14 protein-coding genes and 1 tRNA gene are annotated in these 22,313 nt (G+C 63.5%); 8 read left to right on the top strand and 7 right to left on the bottom strand.

The genetic code is table 11. The annotated features are described in order from the left end of the window. Nucleotides 1-220: 220 nt before the first annotated feature. From AC1DJB_RS06610 to AC1DJB_RS06635, 6 genes are all read right to left on the bottom strand, one after another. Nucleotides 221-3,082 (bottom strand): helicase-related protein, encoded by a 2,862-nt coding sequence (locus AC1DJB_RS06610; RefSeq protein ID WP_476910058.1) that lies wholly within the window; start codon nucleotides 3,080-3,082, stop codon nucleotides 221-223. Further along, complete coding sequence (locus tag AC1DJB_RS06615; RefSeq protein ID WP_476910059.1) at nucleotides 3,079-8,259, bottom strand: DEAD/DEAH box helicase; 5,181 nt, start codon at nucleotides 8,257-8,259, stop codon at nucleotides 3,079-3,081. Before AC1DJB_RS06615 ends, AC1DJB_RS06610 begins: the two co-directional genes overlap by 4 nt. A 203-nt stretch (nucleotides 8,260-8,462) precedes the next feature. After that, nucleotides 8,463-9,701 carry a tyrosine-type recombinase/integrase gene (locus AC1DJB_RS06620; RefSeq protein ID WP_476910060.1) on the bottom strand — a complete coding sequence of 413 codons (1,239 nt, stop codon included), beginning with the start codon at nucleotides 9,699-9,701 and terminating at the stop codon, nucleotides 8,463-8,465. Further along, on the bottom strand, nucleotides 9,701-9,928 hold the full coding sequence (locus AC1DJB_RS06625) for a helix-turn-helix transcriptional regulator (protein ID WP_109863918.1): 228 nt from the start codon (nucleotides 9,926-9,928) through the stop codon (nucleotides 9,701-9,703). The genes AC1DJB_RS06620 and AC1DJB_RS06625 overlap by 1 nt, the downstream gene beginning before the upstream one ends. 136 nt (nucleotides 9,929-10,064) lie before the next feature. Next, nucleotides 10,065-10,141 (bottom strand) — tRNA-Thr (locus AC1DJB_RS06630). A gap of 173 nt (nucleotides 10,142-10,314) precedes the next feature. After that, entirely contained in the window at nucleotides 10,315-11,193 is an 879-nt protein-coding gene (locus tag AC1DJB_RS06635) for a DsbA family protein (RefSeq protein WP_284988873.1), read from the bottom strand. Between the two features lie 180 nt (nucleotides 11,194-11,373). Here AC1DJB_RS06635 and AC1DJB_RS06640 point away from each other — a divergent pair, with 180 nt between their 5' ends. The 4 genes from AC1DJB_RS06640 (at nucleotide 11,374) to AC1DJB_RS06655 (ending at nucleotide 16,454) form a co-directional block, all read left to right on the top strand. Then, entirely contained in the window at nucleotides 11,374-12,864 is a 1,491-nt protein-coding gene (locus AC1DJB_RS06640; protein ID WP_306963940.1) for an alpha,alpha-trehalose-phosphate synthase (UDP-forming), read from the top strand. Beyond that, nucleotides 12,854-13,678, top strand: coding sequence for a trehalose-phosphatase (gene otsB, locus AC1DJB_RS06645; protein ID WP_441438378.1), 825 nt, complete (start codon nucleotides 12,854-12,856; stop codon nucleotides 13,676-13,678). Before AC1DJB_RS06640 ends, otsB begins: the two co-directional genes overlap by 11 nt. A 194-nt stretch (nucleotides 13,679-13,872) precedes the next feature. Then, on the top strand, nucleotides 13,873-14,955 hold the full coding sequence (locus tag AC1DJB_RS06650) for an ABC transporter ATP-binding protein (RefSeq protein ID WP_059388327.1): 1,083 nt from the start codon (nucleotides 13,873-13,875) through the stop codon (nucleotides 14,953-14,955). Nucleotides 14,956-15,044: 89 nt separating this feature from the next. Next, nucleotides 15,045-16,454, top strand: coding sequence for a DUF4032 domain-containing protein (locus AC1DJB_RS06655; protein ID WP_307055248.1), 1,410 nt, complete (start codon nucleotides 15,045-15,047; stop codon nucleotides 16,452-16,454). Nucleotides 16,455-16,463: 9 nt separating this feature from the next. Here the strand turns inward: AC1DJB_RS06655 and AC1DJB_RS06660 are convergent, their stop codons facing one another. Further along, nucleotides 16,464-17,135, bottom strand: coding sequence for a GntR family transcriptional regulator (locus AC1DJB_RS06660; protein WP_284988877.1), 672 nt, complete (start codon nucleotides 17,133-17,135; stop codon nucleotides 16,464-16,466). A gap of 173 nt (nucleotides 17,136-17,308) precedes the next feature. On the opposite strand from AC1DJB_RS06660, the gene AC1DJB_RS06665 reads away from it, so the two are divergent. From AC1DJB_RS06665 to AC1DJB_RS06680, 4 genes are all read left to right on the top strand, one after another. After that, complete coding sequence (locus tag AC1DJB_RS06665; protein WP_441432676.1) at nucleotides 17,309-18,352, top strand: ABC transporter permease; 1,044 nt, start codon at nucleotides 17,309-17,311, stop codon at nucleotides 18,350-18,352. A gap of 42 nt (nucleotides 18,353-18,394) precedes the next feature. Beyond that, entirely contained in the window at nucleotides 18,395-20,119 is a 1,725-nt protein-coding gene (locus AC1DJB_RS06670; protein WP_441438377.1) for an ABC transporter substrate-binding protein, read from the top strand. 99 nt (nucleotides 20,120-20,218) lie between these two features. Further along, nucleotides 20,219-21,220: an ABC transporter permease gene (locus AC1DJB_RS06675; RefSeq protein WP_284988880.1), complete on the top strand. Its 1,002-nt coding sequence runs from the start codon at nucleotides 20,219-20,221 to the stop codon at nucleotides 21,218-21,220. Beyond that, on the top strand, nucleotides 21,217-22,305 hold the full coding sequence (locus AC1DJB_RS06680; RefSeq protein WP_284988881.1) for an ABC transporter ATP-binding protein: 1,089 nt from the start codon (nucleotides 21,217-21,219) through the stop codon (nucleotides 22,303-22,305). The genes AC1DJB_RS06675 and AC1DJB_RS06680 overlap by 4 nt, the downstream gene beginning before the upstream one ends. Nucleotides 22,306-22,313: the final 8 nt, after the last annotated feature.

Raw genomic sequence — 22,313 nt, forward strand, 5'->3', positions numbered from 1 at the left:
CCGGGGCGTTTGACGGCGTCCAATTCGCGCCAAGCGCGCCAGGCGCCCTGAAGATACATCCATGTCCGTGAGGCCGCGTCACGGACCGTTTCCGTGCCGGCAAGGTGGAAACTGGCTGGAGTCATGCTCCTGGCATCATTGACTTCCCCGGCTTGGATGCGCCCCAGCAACGAGGGGGGAACGACTCCTCCGACGACGGTGATGGATTGAAATGCCGTGCTCATTTGGTACCTCCGGCCGGGCTGTAGACGTAGACGCCCAGGATGTCTGCGGGGAGATTCGGTTCGACCGTGAGGCCTCGGATGCCGAGCTGGCCGGCACGGTCGCCACGGGCGGCGATCCTGACCTCGCGGTGGGCATCACGGATTTGTTCGGCTACCTCGCGGGCTTTCTGGTCCAGCTGGTCCTTCAGCTGGTCAAGGGAGCCGAGGATGGCGGCCATCATGTTAGTGACATCGCCGGCGTTCGCGTCCGGTCTGGCCTGGAGCAGCGCTTCGACGGCTTCTTCCGGGAGCCAGACGGGATTCTGCGGGCTGCCGCTGAAGGCCAGTACGCGGGCCTCCTCTGCCATATCTGTCTTGTCGCCGAGCCGTGCGGGAAGCACCAGCTTGGTGCGGAAGCGGATCAGGAGGGCCACGGTAAGTTTGTCCACCGCGTTGGTTTTGATGAAACCGCAGCGGCGGGCCGGGCGTTCCTTGCCCCTGAGTTGCGCGTCCAACGCGGAGTTGAGGACGTAGTTTGCCGCGGCAGCGACCACGGGGTCCGTCCGTACCAGCACAGAGGTGTGGTGCGGGGCCGGGAAGTCGTTGACGAACAAGACCCTGGAATCCGAGCCCAAGGCGTTGCGGATGCCGGGCACGGCTGCTGTCAGCTCGGCCACAAGCCCATCAGGAGTGGTATCGACGTGCGCGCCCGTTTCTTCGAGGGCTGCTTTCACAAATGCCGCGACGTCGTCGGGGTCGCCCAGGCTTCGCCGGGCTGCCTCCACGACTTTCTGAACTTCTTCCGGGCGGATGGCATTCTGCGCGAAGCGGGAGCGGCTGAGCTTCTCCTGTTCCGCACTGCTTCGCCATTCAGCGTCCAGTTCCTTGGCTTCCGGGGTGAGGCTGAACAGCTCCAGCTGATCGTCGTTCTTGCCGCGCATCATGATGCCTTCGAGGAGGGCGGAAAGGATCTGATCACTGCGGGGCGGGACGGGTACGCTGATGCCCAAGTCCCGGCGAATGCTCTCATGCTTGCGAAGCAGGACATCCAGCACGATGCCGTCGATACCGTTGTCATCCCCGTAGACGGTGAGGGCGCGGACGGTATCCGACAACTGTCCGAAACGGTCCACCCGCCCCTCGCGCTGTTCGTGGCGGGTGGGATTCCAGGCGAGGTCATAGTGGATTACGGCTTGGAAGCCGTCCTGCAGGTTCACGCCCTCGGACAGGCAGTCTGTGGCCACCAGCACCTTCGGAGTGTCGCCGGCGCGTTCCGCCTGCGCGGCGATGCGAGCGGCGCGTTCCTCCGAGGGCAGTTCGCCGGTGACTACCTCGACGTCGAACTTCTTCTTCCCCACATCCCGCAGGTACTCCGAGACGTAGTGTGCGGTTGGGATGAAGCGGCAAAAAACGATGGGCTGGAAGCCCTCGGCAATGAGCGCTCGGATGCGCTTGACCAAGAGCTGAAGCTTGGCGTCCTGCCCGGGGTTGGCCTGGAGCTCCCCCGCTGTCTTGAGGAACGCATTGAGCTGACGTTTTTCCCACGACGTTTCATCCAAGGCATCCGGCCGGGAGCCGGGCACGACGTCGATGCCTTCGCCACCGTCGTCCTCCACCTGGTCCATCACCACTGCCATGCCTCGCTTCTCGGCGGCGGCGTCCGATTCAGCATCTTCAGCGACAGCACGGGTGTTCAGGGTAGCGGCGGCCGATGCAGGCGAGGAAGCCATGGCACGCAGCAGGGACAGCGCGGACCACCAACGGATCCTCTGGTCACGCTTGGTGCCGGAGGTGTCCTGCACCTGGCCGCGGACGTAGTTCAGCACGGCGTCGAAGAACGCCCGGTGCTCCGGCGAGAGCTTGTAGGCGACCTCGACTGTCTCCCGGTCGCTGGGGAACTTGGTGTCCGACTTCAGGTAGCTGCGAATGTCCACGCGGCGGCGCTGGACCATATGGTCCGCGAGTTTGCGGCGGCCCGTCTCGGTAGAGAGGTCCACGGTCTTGAGGCTGTTATCCAGCAGGCCGATCAGGTTGCGGAAGGCACCGTCGTTGCCGCTGTGCGGCGTTGCCGTCACCAGCACGAGGTGACGGTCCGGGTCATCGGCCAGTCCCCGCACCAGCTCGTACCGCTGCGTGCGGCCGACGCCGCCCTTGCCGGAGTCATCGGCAGTGACGCCGTGGGCCTCGTCCACAATCACCAGGTCTGGTGCGGTCCGCATGAAGTCGTGGCGCTTGGACTCGGACTTGATGAAGTCAGTGGAAACGATCGTGTGTTTGAAATACTCAAAGATGGACTTGTCGTAGCCGGCTTCCCTCTGCAGCCGCTTCACGGTCCCTGGCAGGACCAGCTCGGCGTCAATACCAAACTTCTCAGAAAGTTCCTGCTTCCACTGCTGGGCCAGGCTCGGCGGGCATAGGACAGCGAGTCCGCTGGCGTCGCCCTGAGCCAGGAGCTCGGAGGCGATCAGTCCAGCCTCGATGGTCTTGCCAATTCCCACATCGTCGGCGACCAGGAGACGCACGACATCCTGGCGGAGCGCCAGCAGCAGTGGGACGAGCTGATACGGGCGCGGGCTCACATTCAACCCTGCCAGCGAACGGAACGGGCCACCGCTGGAGCGGAACCCGATACGGAGCGCGTCGCGGAGCAGCCGGGCGCTTCGGTCATCGCCCAGGTCGGTTGCCAGCGGCAGACCGAAGGATGCCGGGTTCACTTCCTCGATGGAGGGGATGACTCCGGCGATGTCGTCCATGGTGCCGCCCAGGGGCTGGAGGACAAGGAAGTCGGAGGTGCTCTCGGGCAGAACTACCCATTCCCGGCCGCGGGCCGCTACCAGCGAGCCAACCGCAAAACTGTGCTCCGCCGTCGTACTAGTCACTCCACCACTCCAAATACGTTCGTGTGTCCACTAACAAATGCTTCAATGTTTTCGTCCTGACGGCACCTGATGACGTTCCAGTTGCCGTACGTCAGTGCCAGGTCATCGACGGGAGGTCTGGACACGTCCTCCACAATCACAGCAATGCCCACCGACAACTTAGCGGTGTAGACGAAATCCACCACATTCCCCTCAATGCTGGGGCCGATTTCATCGGGCAGATTTCGCCCGTTCTGCAGCAGATAGTCCAACAGGCTTTGGGCCCGCGGGCTGACCACAGTTCCGGGGGGCATAGCGTGCTTGGGTTTCGGCGTCGGTGCTGCGGCCACCGTGACAGCGCCGGCCAACTGCATCAGCCGGTCTATGACGAGCCTCCGGTCGATGATTTCGTGGTCACGCTGATTGCCGTAAGACAACAGGCACCGGTAGCAGCCACGGACGCAGCTGTTTTCCATGTCGTTGCCCGTAGCGGCATCGACGTGCAGAATTTCCAGCGCCTTGGCGGCGACCCTGGCCATGGCGTCCGGCTCGCTTTGCAGCCGGCGCAACACTCCGGCGCCGCCCTCCGCGGCCTCGATGAACAGCAGACGTCCCCGATCCTCACTGTCAGCCAAGAGCTCGCTGGAGAGTTCGGAGTCCTCCAGCTGGAACACGGTCTCGATGCCGCGTTCCATGGCGAACTGCATGGTGGTTGCTTCTGCGGGCGTCACGTTCTCCGCCCAGCGGACGACGGCGATGTTGCGGCGGTCCTCAACGTAAGGCGTCACCATCTGCTTCTTCTTGGACTGTTCTACGGTCATGTCATCCGCGTCGGTGGCCTCACTCGCGTCTCCGGTATCCGCGGTGGCCTTCTTTTCCGACAGCCATTCGCCCGTGATGAGGTCGAGCCAGAAGCCATGCCGATCCTGGTTGGCCCGGTTCCGTCGACCCAGGTTGGTCACCCGGACGGTGGCTCCGTCGCCGTAGTGCACTGCACCGATGGCTACCCCGCCGTTCAGCATCTGCGCATCGGAGCGACCCGGCTTCTTACCGTGCGGTGCAAAGCGGTAGTTCGTGACCAGCTCGAAGCCTTGACGGTTGCGCTCCTCCTCGTCCGCGCTGATACGTTCGCGGCGACGGGTGATGACGGACTGCAACTGCATCAGGTTTGACCAGCTGCCGGCCAGCGGTTCATTGCACGATTCGCAGATGTCGAGTCCGGCCTCGCGCTGGTGCAGGTAGCCACACGCGATGCAGACACGGGCCTCCCCGAGGACAACGTCTCCCACGCCCCCGCCGTCGGAGTCCCGCGGCAGGCTGACGCGCTTGACCTGGTAGCGGGCACCTTCGTGGTAAATCAGGGAGTCCGGTCCGAACTCGCTGATCGCCAGGAATCGCGAGCGTTGCAGCCAGGTGCTGTTGTTGTCCTTGCCTCTTCGGATGCCAGGGATGAAGGCAGCCAGAGGCAGCCGCGGGAACGAGTATCCCGGGAGGAAGCCTTCGGAGGCCAAGTAACGCAGGGTGTAGAAGTCCGATTGGCCCTTGGAATCGCTGTCGTTGAGAAGGATTTCCAAGCGCTGCCCGGCTTCGCGGTGCCGGTTGGCCGCCATTTCCCGTTGCTTGGAATCAGTGGAGTGGTCCTGGCTGGCTCGGTGCGCGGCGTCCTGTTCGGTGATGGCGCTCCGGTAGAGCTGTCGCCACCTCTCGCAGGCCTGATCGAAGTTGGCCAGAGCGTTGTCAATGACGGCATCGGACCATGATTCGGTCCACCATGACGTGTCTTTCAGTTCCCCTTCGATGCTCCGCAAGAGGACCTCTGCCGATGCCTTGGCGCGTTTCGCTGCCTGTTCATCAGCTAGGACAGATCTGATCTCGGGCTGAAGGGGGTAGCTCTTGTCTTCAAGCTTGAGCAGCCCGCTCATGGACTTACCCAGACCCGAGCTGGTTGCGGCGAGGGCCTCAGCGAGCCAGATGGCATGGACATGTGACCTGATCAGGTCTTCGTTGGCGAAGTCCAACCGCGGCGGCTGGACCTGACCGGAAACCATGAGGTTCGAGCGTTCGAAGTAGTAGGAGTCGTGGGGGCTGCCGGTGGCGCAGTAGGTCAGGACCAGGGCGGGCTGGCCGGAGCGTCCCGCACGGCCGCTGCGCTGCGCGTAGTTTGCCGGCGTCGGCGGAACGTTGCGCATCGCCACCGCGTTGAGGTCAGCGATGTCGACGCCCAGCTCCATGGTTGGAGAACAGAACAGCAGGGGAAGTTCTGCTTCGCGAAACGCCTGTTCTCTGGCTTCCCGGTCTTCTGCACGTACCTGGGCAGTGTGCTCCGCCGCATTGAGGCCGGCCAGCTCCTGTCCTTGTTCCAGGTACAGGTCCTTGAAGAACTGGATTACGCGGGGCTTCTGGTCGGCATGATAGGTGCGGCGGAGCAGGTCGGGGGCGCCGTATTCGCCGTCGCCCTTCCTCAGAACCATGCTGGACAGTTTGAGGCGATAGCCGGAGACTTTCCCTTCAACGACCTCGGCAATGAAGCCGGTCTCGAGCAGAATTTGGAACAGCGACGCGATGACTTCGTCCACCTCGGCGCGTTTGAGCTTGTTGCCGGGTGAGGCCGTCTTGGCAAGCCATCGGCCAAATGTTCCGTAGGAGGTCACGGGGAGAGTCGTCCGGTAAGCCATCTTCTTGGGCTCCGTGGTGACGAGCCCAACGCTGGCAGCAGATTCCTGGTCTGGCAAAGCCCAGATACCCGTCAGGAATTCGCGGCTGCGGTTCTTGACGCGATCCAACCAGTCTGCCGTGAGTTCCTCGGCGTCGATGGCAAGAACGCGGCGGAACTCATCCAGCAGGACCCGGATAATCTCCTCGCGCTTGCCGGGATCCGCGTCCCGGAGCACATAGTGAGCTTTTTCCCAGCGCCGATCCTGCTCCGCCAGATTCCCGGCAAGGGGATAGTCCACCACAAGGAGACCTGTCTGTTCAAGGTTGGGAAGAGTAATCCGCCACCCGCGTTGCAGGTCGCGCAAAGCGCGGTAGGTCACAACTTCATTCAGGGCCCGCTTGGTCGGCTTGGGGTCCAGCGGGTCTTCCGTCCGCGCATAGTCGGACCATGCCAGGCTGAGCGTCTTGATGATCGCATCACCCAGTTCCATGGCCTCAACTCCTGCATCGCCGGCTGAGGCGACTGCGCGGTAGAGGGCAGAGCGAAGCTGGGCCACCTGGACGAAGTCGTTCAAATGGCCTGCCTGGAGGGACGCGTCCTGCCTGTTGTCCACGAAAGTCAGCAGTTTCTTGGCGCGCGGACTCAAATCGCTGCCGGCCTCTGACTTCAACAACTGCACGAGCTTCGTTGCGATCACGGTCATCGCGCTGCTACGGCCCTCTTGGTCAAGAGTCACCACCTTGGAGAATTCACCACTCCGGGCGGATTCATAGGTGACCTGGCAGTTCAGGCAGAAACCAAGGCTTCCCGGGACCCAGGCGGCGAGCTGCCCATCGTCTTGGGTGTACTCGTTGTCTCGGGCCGCTGCGCCGTCAGGCTGGACGCGGTAGCGCGACGGAATCCGCTTGCGCTTGGACTCGATGACTCGATTCCCAGACACCGCCTCATTCAGCCAGGAGGCAGGGATGCGACCCGCCTCGATAGCCTGCTCCGGCCATTCCTGCTCAGTGGAGATGTACAGATAACCGTCCTGGCCATTGTCCGAGCCGCCCGTATCCTGCATTTTCAGTTCGTGACGGGCGATTAAGCGGAAGTCGCCCCCGGCCTCCGTCAACCGTGCCATGAGGTATTCCTGACCGCACTCGCGACAAAACGCGAGGGGATAGAGCCGCTTCTCCGCGTCTCCGACGGTCAGCTGGAAGTCGGTCTCGATGAGCCTCGTGTCCTCGGACTCCGCTGTGGCATAGAGGGAGCCGGCCTTGGAAATGAACTGGTGAAGACGGAAGGCGAACAGCGGACGGTTGGTCTCAGTGTGCTTTGCCCTCGACCCCGCAAGGAGAGTCGCGCGGATAGCGGTGGCGCAGCTGCCTGCTGTTTCCCCGGTCTGCCTAGCCAGTTCCTCTGCGGCATGGGTGACGGTCTGTGGTTGTCTGCGGATGATCTTGCCGGATTCCTGCTCCGTTGTCAGGCCGAACGTGTCCTCAATCCAAGATGCCAGCGGATCTGAGGTCATCAGCGTGTATCCGCCGTCCAACGTGGGGCTGCTGTACTCGGCGTCACCGCGTTCTCTCACAGCAGCCTTCAGATCCTGGTCCGATCGGTGCTGGTTGGTGGTCGCTTGGACCAAGGTCTCGGTCACCACGTGCTCCGGCGAAACAACGGTTCCAAAAATCCGGGAAGCGACCTCGGCGACGTCCCTCTGCTGTTGGGCTACTGTTCCACCGCTCGACATCGTGGCGGACGTGCCGATGCACTGCAGGGTGCTCTGGGCGTTACAAGCGTCCCGCAAGCGGCGCACGAGCATGGCAACATCGGCGCCCTGCCGGCCACGGTAAGTGTGTAGCTCGTCCAGGACCAGGAACTGCAATCCGGAGGCCGCTCGGATGAGCGACTGCCGCTCCTCCGGGCGCGTCAGGACGTATTCGAGCATCACGTAATTCGTCAGCAGAATGTCCGGTGGGTTCTTCAGGATGTTCTCGCGGCTTTCTCCGCGCTCCTGGCCGGTATAGCGCGCGAAAGTGACCGGCGGCTTGCCGTCAAATCCGTTGTCGAGAAACTTGGATAGCTCCTCCATCTGGCTGTTGGCCAGGGCGTTCATCGGGTAAACGATGATGGCCTTGACGCCTTTGCCCGTCCCTTCGCGGAGCACACGGTCCACAATCGGGACTATGTACGCAAGTGATTTACCGGAGCCCGTGCCCGTTGTAAGGACGTATGAATCCCTGTTGGCGGCGATTTCAATGGCATCGCGCTGATGCTTGTGCAGCGTGATGGGCGCCGAACCCCGATCGCCGGCATCCTTCTTGGGCCTGAAAATGGCATCGCAGTCGGGGTGCAGGAGCCCACGCCGTACGAGCTCGTCTATGCGGCCACCGGAACTGAAAGAGGGATTCAGGGACAGCCACGGGTCGGGCCACTGCCGTCCCTTGTCTCCGAGCTCGACGACGGCATCCTTGATCCGCGGGTCCTGGATGTCAACGAAGCCTTCCGTGAAGGACCGGTAGCCGGCGATCAGCTTTTCACGAATTCCGAACGCATCCACGCGTGTTCCCCCTGTTGACAAGACCTTCGATAACTAAAGCGAAGTTTAGCCGGGTGCGGCCACCCGTTTCGCGAAGCCACGGTCCGACCAGCCGCCCACAAACGCTGGAATGAGCCGCCCAATCTCTTCACGACTCATTCCAGCGCATAGCAGGCCTCATCGGCGGTCTCATTAGAGGCGGACAGACAACACCGATTTGCCTATTACCGGGCCTTCGGTGCGAGCCGGTCCAAGACCGTGGTGTAGTCCGCCACGTCCCTCAGCCTCTCGATGTAGGCGGCGTGGGTCATGGAGACGTCGGCGTGACCCAGCATGGCAGCGGCGGCCCCGTCGGTCAGCTCCCTGGCGAGAAGGGACGCAACAGTTCGCCGAAAGGCGTGCGGAGTGATGACTGCCGTGTTCTCCATCTTGGACGCGGTCAGCGCGGAACGCAGCTGCCTGCGTACGCTTGACGCCTGAACGTAGGTGCCGGTCCTGGACCAGAAGAGGGCCCCGGCCTTGTTGATCTCCGGAGATTCGAGACTCCTGCGGATGAGTACGTCGACGACAAACCGAGGCACTGGGATGACCCGCTCGCTGCTGCGGCTCTTGAGGAAGCTCTGGCGGTACTTGGGGCCGTGACGAGGCTCCACCAGCGTTCCGGTGAGTGCGATCTTTCCTACGTCGCCTGAGAGGTCGATGTCTTCCAAACGGATTGCCAGGACCTCCCCGATGCGCGCCCCGGTGCCGATCAGAACATCAACGACATCTGCCAGTACGTTGCTGGGGCGGGGACCGAATTGGCCGGGTTCTGTCCGCCAAATCCGGACAGCTTCGCGAACATCGTGCAGGGTAGCCGCGCTCAAGCTAACGGGCTTCTTCCGGAGCCTGTTCAGCCGATCGACCTCACGCACCGGATTGCCACCCACGTACAGGTCGTGCCTGATGGCGTAGGACATGATCTGCGTCAGCACCGTTTTGGCCAGCCGGGCATTCGTATGCCCTTTCCCGTCCACTACCAGGGACCGCAGGAAGCTGTCACAGGTGGAGGTGTTGATTTCATTGATCTTCAGCGCACCGAGAGCAGGCTCGATGAGTCGGTAGATGAGCCCTTCGTACTGGTCCCAGGTCTGGCGCCGGATACCGCCCGTGCTGGCAGCCGCGACCATGTTCCCGTTGCCGTCGACAACGACCTTGGGGACCTCGATGCTGGCGAGCCACTTCTCGGCGACGTCGTTCAGCGGAGGGTTCGCGGTCACTCGACCTGCGAGCAGCTGGCGCTCTTTCATGGACGCCAGCAGGGCTGTCTCGGCTTTGCCCTTGGTTGACCCGAACTTGCTGTAGCTCCGCGTGACACCATCCCAGCCGCGGAACCTGCAGCTGGCCCGCCATTTTCCGGTGGTTGCGTCTTTCTTGGCGCTGATCGTGCCCCAGGCGCCAACCGGCAGGCTTGAGCGCCCCATCAGGCTGCAGCCTTCGAAGTGTTGCCGATCCAGGCCTCGACAGCGGCCCGGTCGTAACGGACGACGCTATGGAGTTTCAGGGCCGTCGGTCCGATCCCGGCGGAGCGCCAGTTCCGGAGGGTCTTGGGTGCCACCTGCAGCCAGACGGCTACTTCCTCGGTGGTCAGGAGCTGCACTACGTTGCCCTGGTCCGTTGCCGGTCCCAAGGTCTTTCTGCTTGTCTGCATGGCTTCCCCTATGCGGCCCGAGAGCCGACGGGCCTAAGCTGTCTTCCTGAAAGCGTGTCGTAAGCGTGTTGTGCCCTGTTTTCGCGCACAAAAAACCCCTCCGTTCCGGGCAAAGTCGCCGGAACGGAGGGGTTCGTGGGGCCCCCTGTCGGATTCGAACCGACGACCCCCGCTTTACAAGAGCGGTGCTCTGGCCAACTGAGCTAAGGAGGCGCGCCCCGGCAGGCCGGAGCTGATTGCCCCGGCAAGCCGGAGCTGGTTGCCCCGGCAGGCCGGGACTGGTACCCCGGCGAACCGGAGCTGGTGCGCGCGAGCGCTAGATAAGGTTAGCCCACGACCTCCCGCCCACGGAAATTCCAGCGGACGGGAGGCCTAGGCCAAGGGAACTACTTCTTTGCTGCGATAGCTGCATTCAGGACGGTCATGAAGTCCGACTTGTTGTCCCACTGCTGGCCGTCGATGAAGACCGTGGGCGTGCCGGATATCCCGATGTTCTTGGCCTCCTGCGTGACCACCTTGACGAACGGCCGGTACGTCTTGTTGTCGATGCAGGAGTCGATGTTGGCCGATCCCGCTTGGGTGGCCAACTTCTTGAGGTCGTTGTCGGAAATGCCTGCGCTGCCCTCGGCGGGCTGCTGTGCGTACAGCAGATCCACGAGTGCCGAGTACTTGTCCGGCGACGTGTTCGCCACGCACGCTGCGGCGTTGGCGGCGCGGGAGGAGTAGTTGGTGCTGGAGCTGGCGTCCAGGAAGCCGAACGGACGGTACTCCAGGGTGATCTTGCCGTCGTCCCGCAACTGGGTCAGCTGCTGGCTGTACGTGCTCTCGAAGTTCTTGCAGATGGGGCAGATGAAGTCGATGTACGCCACAACCTTGACGGGCTTGCCGGCTTCAGCCTCGGCGCCGGGAGCGGTCACCGTGGCGGGCGGGGTGGCCGGGGCTGATGGCAGGGACGCCAGGCTGACGGTACCGGCGGCCACCTTCGCCACATCGGTGCCCTTCAGCAGCGTCACGCCGCCGTGCGCGTTGGCGTTGGCCGGCGTCGGTCCCTGATCGGCGATCGGGGCGTTGTTCACAATGTTCTGGGTGAACACGAGGGCAATGACCGCGAGGATCGCCACAACGGCAACCACAATGCCCCATCCGATGAGCAACTTATTGCGCTTGTCCTTCTTCAGCTGAGCTTCGCGGATCTCGCGGGCCTTTTCGCGGGCCTGGGCGGTGCGCTCTGCCTTGGACAGGCGTGGTTCGTTTGCGGGGCTCATCAGTTCCTCGTGATTTATCGACGGCGTTGGTTTTTAGCTAGGGCAACGGTGCCAGTTTACGGGAGAAGACCGGCAGCTTTGCTGGGGTCCTCGACTCCAGTCTGAGGAACGAGCAAGTGTCCTCGATGATTCCCGCCGGTAGGGTGGGAGATGAGTCACAGGCAACCCCAGGGGGCAGCAATGCAACAAACGGCAAGCGAAAAAACCGACAGCGCACCCGAAGGCAATCAGGCTCCAAGGGCCCGGAAACACGATTTCATGGTGGTCTCCAACCGCCTTCCGGTAGACCGTTACACCAGCGATGACGCGGAAAACGGCGAGGAAGGCTGGCGCCGCTCTCCGGGCGGCCTGGTGACTGCCCTCGCGCCGATGATGACCAAGACCGACGGCGCGTGGGTGGGCTGGCACGGCGCGCCGGACGAAGCGTTGGAACCCTTCAGCCACGGCGGCATGGACCTGATTCCCGTGGAACTCAGCACGCGCGATGTTGAGCTCTATTACGAAGGGTTCTCCAACGCCACTCTCTGGCCGCTTTACCACGACGTCATTGCCCCGCCCGAGTTCCACCGAACCTGGTGGGACAGCTACCGCCGGGTCAACCAGCGCTTCGCCGACGCCGTCGTCCAGCACGCAGACCACGGAGCCACCGTCTGGGTGCAGGACTACCAACTCCAGCTCGTGCCGAGCATGCTCCGCCGGGCGCGCCCGGACCTGCGCATCGGCTTCTTCAACCACATCCCGTTCCCGCCGCCGGAGATCTTCGCCCAGTTGCCGTGGCGCCAGGCCATCATCGAAGGCCTGCTCGGCGCCGACCTGGTGGGTTTCCAGCGCCCCAGCGACGCGGCAAACTTCATGCGCTCGGCACGCCGCTTTATTGGTGCAAGCGTCAAGCAGCAGCAAGTCCACGTCAAGGGAGCGGATGGGCAGATCACCCATATTGCCCGCGCACAGGCCTTCCCGATCTCCATCGCCGTGGATCAAATCAGCGAGCTCGCGGAGCGCCCGGACATCATCGAACGTTCCCGGCAGATCCGCCAGGACCTCGGTAACCCCAAAACCATCCTCCTGGGCGTGGACCGCCTCGACTACACCAAGGGCATCCCCCACCGCCTGAAGGCCTTTGAGGAACTCCTCAAAGAGGGACGGCTCACGGTGGAGGACGCCACACTGATCCAGGTTGCGAGCCCCAGCCGCGAGCGCGTGCGGCAGTACCGGCTCCTGCGGGAAGAGATTGAAGGCACCGTAGGCCACATCAACGGCAGCTTCGACACCATGCAGAACACCGCCGTCCGCTACCTCCACCACAGCTACCCGGTCGAGGAAATGGTGGCGCTGTACCTCGCGGCCGACGTCATGCTGGTGACGGCATTGCGTGACGGCATGAACCTCGTGGCCAAGGAATATGTCACAGCCCGGACCAACAACACGGGTGCCTTGGTCCTCAGTGAATTCACCGGCGCGGCCGATCAACTCAAGCAAGCCCTCCTCATGAATCCGCACGACATCGACGGACTGAAGAACACCATCATGAGGGCCGTGAACCTGCCCCCGAATGAATCACGCCGCCGGATGAAGTCCATGCGCAAGCAAATCCTCGACCACGACGTCGATCATTGGTCAGCCGAATTCCTCTCGGCCCTGGCAGAAACCGTGGTGCGCGATGACTCCTGAGACAGCAGCCACTCCCCCGCTGAGCCTGACGCCCGAACTGCTCGACGCCGTCCGCAGGATCGCGCGAACCGACCACCTTTTGGTGGCGATGGACTTTGACGGCACCATCTCCCCGATCGTGGACCACGCCGACGCCGCGCGGCCGCTCCAGCGCTCAGCCACTGCTTTCGCTGAACTCGCCAAACTCCCGAGGACGACGACGGCGCTCATCTCCGGGCGGGCACTGGCCAGCCTGCGGGCGGTCGCCTCCCCTCCCGAGGCAACGCTGCTGATCGGCAGCCATGGCGCGGAGGCCTGGATGGGCCCCGGTTCGGCGGAACTCCAACTGGACGACGCCCAACGGGAGCTCCTTGCCGAAGTCCGCGAGGTCTTGGCCGGAATCTCGCAGGAAGCTCCGGGGACAGTCCTCGAAGACAAGCCTGCCGGCGTCGTACTCCATACGCGCCGAGCCGACGATGACGTAGCGGAGGACGCCGTCGCCGCTGCGCGCGCGGTCCTTGAAGGTCGCCCGGGAGTGTTCCTCAAGAACGGCAAACGTGTCCTCGAGACCTCGGTGGTGCATTCCTCCAAGGGCGAGGCGGTCGAGTTCCTGCGCCATGCAACCTCTGCTACCGGGATCCTTTTCGCGGGCGACGATGTGACGGACGAGGACGCGATCGCCAGACTCGGCGCCGGGGATGTCGGGGTGAAAGTCGGGCTGGATTTCACCCAGGCCGAGTTCCGCGTCGAGGCCCCTGTCCACGTCGCCGAGCTCCTGGAAGCGGTCCTTCGCGAACGTCGCCGCGAGGTCTCGGGAGACTCATCTCACATGTGACGTTCGTAACATTTAGGCGAATAACCCGGGCTGCTGCCATACTCTTGGTTGTGATGTGGCGCACAACTACCGTGCGGCGTCACTCAGTCTCCCTTGCCCGGGCCCAGCCCAGGGCGGGGAGTCCAACTGAATAAACATGAACCATTCACAACGGATCGTCCGGCACGTACCTGCCGGTGAAGGGATTGATAACTGTGGCAACAGTTACTTTTGATAACGCTACGCGTCTGTACCCGGGCACAGATAAGCCCGCCGTCGATAAGCTCAACATCGACATCGCCGATGGCGAATTCCTGGTCCTCGTTGGACCCTCCGGTTGCGGTAAGTCCACCTCCCTGCGCATGCTCGCAGGCCTCGAGGATGTGAACTCCGGCCGCATTCTGATCGGCGACCGCGACGTCACGGACGTCCCGCCGAAAGACCGCGACATCGCAATGGTCTTCCAGAACTACGCTCTGTACCCGCACATGACCGTTGCGGACAACATGGGCTTCGCACTCAAGATCGCCGGCGTTTCCAAGGAAGAGCGTGCCGAGCGTGTCCGCGAAGCAGCCAAGCTTCTTGACCTTGAGCAGTACCTGGACCGCAAGCCGAAGGCCCTCTCCGGTGGCCAGCGTCAGCGTGTTGCCATGGGCCGCGCAATCGTCCGTAACCCGCAGGTCTTCCTCATGGATGAGCCGCTTTCCAACTTGGACGCAAAGCTCCGCGTGCAGACCCGCACGCAGATCGCATCCCTGACCCGCCGACTCGGCGTCACCACCGTCTACGTGACCCACGACCAGGTCGAGGCCATGACCATGGGTGACCGCGTTGCCGTCCTCAAGGACGGACTGCTGCAGCAGGTGGACACCCCGCGCAACCTGTACGACCGCCCGAAGAACGTCTTCGTTGCCGGATTCATCGGTTCCCCCGCAATGAACCTGCTGGAACTGCCGGTCGTCGACGGCGGCGTCCAGTTCGGTGGCACGGTTTACCCGGTACCGCACGATGTCCTCGAAGAGGCACACGGCAAGACCGTCACGCTCGGTTCCCGTCCGGAAGACCTCGAGACCGTTGGCGCCGGCGAGGGCCTCGAAGTTGAGGTCGACGTCGTCGAAGAGCTCGGCGCCGACGCCTACGTCTACGGCCACACGACGCTTGACGGCAAGAGCCACGACATCGTGGCCCGCGTCGACGGCCGCCGTCCCCCGATGAAGGGCGAGTCCATCTTCGTCCGCCCGCAGTCGGGCCACGTGCACTTGTTCGACACCAAGTCGGGCCTGCGCCTGGGCGACTGACACCCACACCGCATTACCGACGGCGGCCCTTCCGAGTGGACGGGCCGCCGTCGTCGTTAACAACAGCCTCCATACGGAAGAATTGACCCATGACCGAGCAAAGCGGTGCCAAGTGGCATGACGAACCCACCGACTACGCGCAGATCGGCAAACTCCCGCGCACCGAGGCTGCGAGCGCCAATGACGCGGCACCGCCGGCAAGTGTCATCGGATCCCTCAACATCACCGCAGCGGCGGCGGATCCCGAGCTCCTGGACCTCCCCTGGCACATCGCACTCGAAGACTGGCCCGCGGCGAACCTGGCCGCCCTGCCCCGCGGCATCTCCCGGCACATCGTGCGTTTTGCGCACCTGGCCGGCTCCGTCATCGCCATCAAGGAAACGTCCGAGCACGTTGCCCGGCACGAATACCACATGCTCCGCAAGCTGGCACGGATGGATGTGCCTTGCGTCGAGCCGGTCGCGGTCATCACCGGCCGCACCACCGTTGACGGCAAGCCACTGAACCCGGTGCTGGTCACCCGGCACCTCAAGTTCTCCATGCCGTACCGTGCGCTCTTCTCACAGATGCTGCGCCGGGACACCCTGACACGGCTTATCGACGCCCAAGCGCTGCTGCTGGTGCGCCTGCACCTGATCGGCTTTTATTGGGGCGACGTTTCCCTCTCCAACACCTTGTTCCGACGCGACGCCGGGGCGTTCGCCGCGTACTTGGTGGACGCCGAGACCGGCGAGCTGTACCCGGATCTGTCGGTGGGCCAGCGCGAGTACGATCTGGAGATTGCCCGCGTCAACATCGCCGGGGAACTCATGGACTTGCTCGAAGGCGGGCTGATCGAGGAGAAGGTGGACCCGGTAGCGACGTCGGAGCTCATCATGGACTCGTACCGGCGGCTATGGGCCGAACTCACCGAAAAGGAATCGTTCGAGCTCGGCGAACGCTGGCGCGTGGGCGCGCGCATCCGCCGCCTCAACGAACTCGGCTTCGACGTCGAGGAATACGCCATCAAGACCACCGCGGACGGATCCACCATCCAGCTTCAGCCCAAGGTGGTCGACGCCGGCCACCACCAACGGCGGCTGCTCCGCCTCACCGGCCTGGACGCCCAGGAGAACCAGGCCCGGCGGTTGCTCAATGACATGGATTCATTCCGGGCAGACAACAACCCGGACATGGATGAAGAAATCAGTGCCCACACCTGGGTCAGCCAGATCTTCGAGCCGATCGTCCGTTCCATCCCGCGCGACCTCGCAGGCAAGCTTGAGCCGGCAGAAGTGGTCCACGAAGTCCTCGAACACCGCTGGTACATGAGCCAGAAGCAGGACAGCCACATCCCCTTGGCGGAAGCCGTGCAGTCTTATCTGGACACCATCCTGCGCCACCGGCGTGACGAGGCTGCCATCATGCTCAATCCGGACACGGCGATGCTCAAGATCCTGGAAGCCGAAACCGAGGAATCCCGGTACGACGAGGACGAATACCCGGATTCCGACGACTAACGCAGGGGTTTAGGGCTCCAGCGTCTCCGCGAGTCCCTTGAGCACGGGTTCACGCCCGAGCTCGATATGGGAGTACGCCAGGGTGTAGGCGAGCTCGGCCTTGCCGCCGAGGATGGCGTTGCACAGTTCCATGTGCTCATCGCGCTGGAGTTCGTTGCTGCGGTTGTGGGCGAGCCCGAAGATCCAGCGCATGCGGCCGAACAACGGCTTGACCGACTCGATGAGCAGCCGGTTGCCGGACAGCCGGACAATTTCGGCGTGGAACGCCGCACTGAGGCGCACGACGTCGTCGGTCCGGTCGTCGTCGATCGCTTGCCTCGTGTCGTCGAGGAGTTCCTGCAAACGGCCTCCCGGTTCGCCCGCGGCGACCCGGATGGCCGCCATGCGGGCGGCGAACGTTTCCAGGCACAACCGCACGTCGAAGAGTTCATTGACGTCGGTGAGCGTCAATTGCCGCACCACGGCGCCCCGGCGGGGGAAGGTTTCCACGAAGCCATCCTGCTCGAGGCGTTGGATGGCCTCCCGCACGGGGATTCGTGAAACGTTGTAGAGCTCGGAGAGCTCCCGTTCACGCAGCCGCGCGCCCTGTTCGTATCTCCCCGCCACGATTCCCTCAAGGACCAGCTGGTAGACCTGTTCGGCCCGGGCTTCGTCGTCGCGGCCAGTCAGCGTTTCGGGCATCGGCGTCGGCCACCCTTCCCTTCCCCGTCGTCTTACGTTCCACCCGAGCATACACGGGAGGAAACAGAGCTGTTTGGTATTCCAGATAGTGCAATATTTGTGATTTACATCCCATCGAACCTGCTCTAGTCTATTTTTGGTATACAAAAAGTCCGGAGCCTACTCCTTGGATCATGAATCGAGCACCCCCGTTGACCCAGCTACAGTCCACCGCCGAAGCTACGGCTGAGAGTCCATCCCCCAGCACGTCCCCAAGCAGACCCACTGCCGAGGCGCGGTCGCTCCTGGCGACGGCCTGGCTGCGGATCCGCCGGAGCAAGATTGCCCTGTTGAGCCTCTGCGTGGTGGCGGCCATCATGTTGTTCGCCATCCTCGGCCCGCTGCTCAGTGCCATGTCCGGCAACGATCCCTTCACGTCCAACACCAGCCCCGATGTCCTTGACGACATCCAGACTCCCGGTTTGCCGCTCTCCGGATACATGTACCCTTCGGCCGGCCACTGGCTGGGCGTGGAACCCGGACTGGGCCGTGACCTGTTTTCCCGCCTCGCCTATGGGGGCCAGGTTTCCCTCACCATTGCCCTGCTGTCCACTGCGGTCTCGGTGGTCCTGGGAACTGTGATCGGTGCAGCCGCGGGCTACTTCGGCGGCAAAACGGACGCCATCATCAGCCGGATCATGGATCTCTTCCTCGCTTTTCCGCACCTCCTGCTGGTCCTTTCACTGACCCCCATCCTGCAGTCACGGCTGCGGGACACCGCGCTGGGCCAGGGCAGCTTCCTGCCCATGGCTTCGCTCGTCATCATCCTGGGCTTCTTCGGCTGGGCATACCTCGCCCGTATTGTCCGCGGCCAAGTACTGAGCCTCCGCGAGCGCGAGTTCGTCGAGGCCGCGCGGTCCTTCGGCGCCTCGCACCTGAGCGTGTTGTTCCGGCAGATCATTCCCAACGTCATGGGAGTCGTACTGGTCTACGCCACCATGCTCATCCCCACGAACATCTCTGCAGAAGCGGCGCTGTCCTTCCTCGGCGTCGGCGTCAAGGACCCCACGCCGTCGTGGGGCCAGATGCTCAACGCCGCCCAATCCGGCAACTGGTACCTCAGCGACCCCTGGTTCCTGGCAGTCCCCGGCGCCATGCTCATCGTCACGGTCCTGGCGTTCAACCTGCTCGGCGACGCCGTGCGGGATGCCCTGGACCCCAAGGCATCCCGCCACTAATCCCCCTTCAAATCCGTTCCACCCACCCAAATGAGGAGCACAATGAATACCCCCACCAGAGCGCTGGCCCTTGCCGTGCTGATCGCCACCGCCGCCACAGGCTGCGCGGCGGGACAGAACCAGCCCGGAACTGCCGCCTCCGGCGCTTCCAGCACCGAGCAGGCTCCCGAAGTGGTCAAGTCCGGTTTCACCACCAAGGGCGGCAACATCAACGTCCTGATGTCCTCGGACTTCCAAACCCTGGACCCGGGCAACAGCAACTACGTCCAGACGGCCAACGTCGGCCAGCTGTACTACAGGAACCTCACCATGGCGAAGGAGACGGCCGGACAGCCGCCCACCATCGTTCCGGACCTCGCCACGGACACGGGCCAGGTGTCCAAAGACGGACTCACCTGGACGTTCACCCTCCAGAAAGGCGTCAAGTTCGAAGACGGCCGCCCCATCACCTCCACCGACGTCAAGTACGGCATCGAACGCACCTTCGCCCAGGACGTCTACACCCAGGCCCCGCAGGAGCTCAACGCGGCGCTCGACGCCGGCGGCTACAAGGGGCCGTACAAGGATCCTTCCGCGGACCTCAAGGCCGTGGAAACTCCGGACGAGCGCACCATCGTCTTCCACTTGAAGAAGCCATTCGCCGAATTCCCGGCGCTGGCCTCCCGTTCCAACACTTCGCCTGTCCCGAAGGACAAGGACACCAAGCTGGACTACACCAACCACCCGGTGTCTACAGGCCCGTACATGGTTGATTCGTACAGTCGCGGAAAGTCGCTCAAACTGGTCCGCAACCCGAACTGGGATCCGTCCACCGACCCCAACCGCACGGCACTTCCGGACACCTTCAGCTTCTCGCTCTCCACTTCGCAGGCCACCATCAGCCAGCAGCTCCTGGCCAACTCCGATCCCAATGCCCTCACCCTGGACTCCAACGGTGCACTGCAGACTTCGGATTCCGCCAAGCTCGCTGATGCCCAGGTCAAGGACCGCGTTGCATCGGGACTGCTCGGTTGCAACGACGTCCTCAGCCTCAACACCGAGAAGATCACCGATCCAGATGTCCGCAAGGCAATCGCCCTGGCCCTTGACCGCCAGTCCATCCTGGTCCAGTACGGCGGGCGCCGCTTCGGCGAACTCACCCAGACCCCGCTCAACGCCAAGATGCGCGGTTACGTGGCCCAAGACCTCGAGATCGACCCCACCGGCAAGCCCAAGCTGGAGGAAGCCAAGAAGCTCCTCGAAGGCAAGAACTACCCCAAGACCCTCACCTACGGGTACGCCAACAACCGCGACGCCTACAAGAACACCGGCACCGTGATCCAGCAAAACCTCAAGGCCCTGGGCATCGACGTCCAACTGGTGCCGATCCCGGCCCCGAACTACTACTCCGTCCTGGCCAGTGACCAGCTGCCGGACATTGCGCGCTCGGGCTGGTGCGGCGGCGCCGACCCTGCGTCGGTGCGTACGTCCGCCGATCCCATCCTCGGACCGAACAACGACGGCACCAGCTACGGCTTCTCCAACACGTCGCGCTACTTCGATCCGCAGATTTCGAAGGCCATGTTCGAGCTCCGGAACACTTCCGGGACCTCGGAGGAACTCGGCAAGAAATGGTCTGAGGAGTTCGGCAAGGCCCTGAAGACCTACCCGATCATCCCGCTCGTCCGCAGCCACACCAACAGCGTGGTTGGCTCCAATATCCGTAACGCCCAAGTGGGCTACTTCTTCGGCGGCATCGACCTCTCGATCGTCGGCGTCGAGCACTAACCAGGCCAAATACACAACCGGGCCTGTTCACACCAATCAGGCCAGCCCAGAAGGGAGGCGGGCCGTCCGGCGACTACCGGACGGCCCGCAACCAGCACAATGATCAGATTCATCTTTCGCCGGACAGGCTCCCTGATCCTGCTTCTCGTCGCCGTCAGCTTCATCACCTTCACGCTGTTCCAGCTGGGTCCTGCCGATCCTGCGTCCGCCGCTTGCGGCCAGGAGTGCACTCCCGAACGCATCGCGGAAGCCCGCGTGGCCCTTGGCATGGACCACCCTTTCCTGGTCCAGTACATCGACTACATGCGCGGTCTGGTCTCGCCGCGGATGATCGGTGCTCCCGGAGCGGAATCGATCTGCCAGTGGCCATGCCTCGGCAAATCGTTCCAAACCAATGAAAACGTCTCGGACATCATCGCCCGCTCCTTGCCCTACACGCTCTCCATGGCGGTCGGCGCGCTGGTGCTCTGGACCGTTTCCGGCGTCGGGCTCGGTTTGCTCGCCGCCCTTCGCAAGGGATCCGCCACGGACAAGTTCATCGTCGGCGCAGCGTCCGTTGGAGTCTCGCTGCCCATCCCCGTCACCGGCCTGTTCCTGTTGCTGGTTTTCGTCAACCAGCTGCATCTCCTGCCCTTCACGACGAACGAGATCAACAGCCCCTTCGGCCCGCATGGTCCGGGGGCCTGGGTACTCAACTACTTCCTGCCGTGGGTCGCCCTCGCGGTGCTTTTCAGCGCGGCGTATATCCGGGTCACCCGGACCAACATGATCGAAACCTTCAGCGAGGACTTCATCCGCACGGCCCGTGCCAAGGGCCTGGCGCCCCGAACAGTGACGTTCAAACACGGTGTCCGGGCCGGGATCACTCCGGTGGTGACCATGCTTGGCATGGACATCGGGCTTCTCCTCGGCGGCGCGGTCCTCACCGAGCAGATCTTCTCCGTCCCGGGACTCGGTTTCACGGCCGTCCGGGCTGCCATTTCCGGCGACCTCCCCGTCACCATGGCCATCACCATGCTGGCTGCCTTCTTCGTCATCGTCGCGAATGTCGTCGTCGACCTCGCCTACGCTGCCATCGATCCCCGAGTGAGGCTCCAATGACCCAGCTCCAGCCCAGTCCGGCCGGTCAACCGGCCACGCGAACCGCGCATCAGGCCGCGGGAACCGGCCATCAGGCCGCGGAAGCCGCCGCGTTCCTCGACGTCCGGAACCTTTCGGTGAAGTTCCCCACCGACGACGGCCTTGTCTCGGCAGTCAACGGGATGGATTTCTCCTTGGAGCGCGGGCAGACCCTCGGCATCGTCGGAGAGTCAGGGTCCGGCAAGTCGGTCACCAGCCAGGCGCTCATGGGGCTCCTCAAGGGGACCTCAGCCCGGGTCACCGGCCAGGCGTTGTTCCAAGGCAAGGACCTTGTCACACTGCCCGAGTCCGGCATGCGGCAGCTTCGCGGCCGGAACATCGGCATGATCTTCCAGGATCCTCTCTCGGCCCTGCATCCCTTCTACACCGTGGGCCATCAGATCGCCGAGGCCTACCTCGTCCACAACAAGGCAAGCAAGAAGCAAGCCCGCGCGGCCGCCGTCGACATGCTCGGAAGGGTAGGCATTCCGAGCCCCGAGCAGCGCTACGACGAATACCCGCACCATTTCTCCGGAGGCATGCGCCAGCGCGCCATGATTGCCATGGCACTGATCTGCGAACCGGAACTGCTCATCGCGGACGAACCCACCACCGCGCTGGACGTCACCGTGCAGGCACAGATCCTGGACCTCATGTCCGAGCTCCAGCAGGAAACCAACTCGGCCCTGATCCTGATCACCCACGATCTTGGCGTCGTGGCCGAAGTGTGCGATTCCGTGCTGGTCATGTACGGCGGGCAATGCGTCGAATCGGGACCGGTGGACGAGATCTTCTACGACACGCGGCACCCCTACACCCTGGGCCTGCTCAAATCGATGCCCACGCTGAGCAGTAGCTCGGGCAGGCTCAACCCCATTCCGGGCCAGCCGCCGTCGCTCCTTGACCTCCCGAAAGGCTGCATTTTCAGCGCCAGGTGCGAGTACGCGGCCCTTGCCGGCGACGGCGTATGCGCGAGCCAGCGCCCGGAGCTCGTGGTCGAAGACGGCCACGGAAAGCGCTGCCACTTGAGCGGCCCCCAGATCGTCACTATTCGGAATACGCGTTAGGACCCGCC

This window comes from Arthrobacter sp. 01T428 (genome assembly GCF_056398685.1).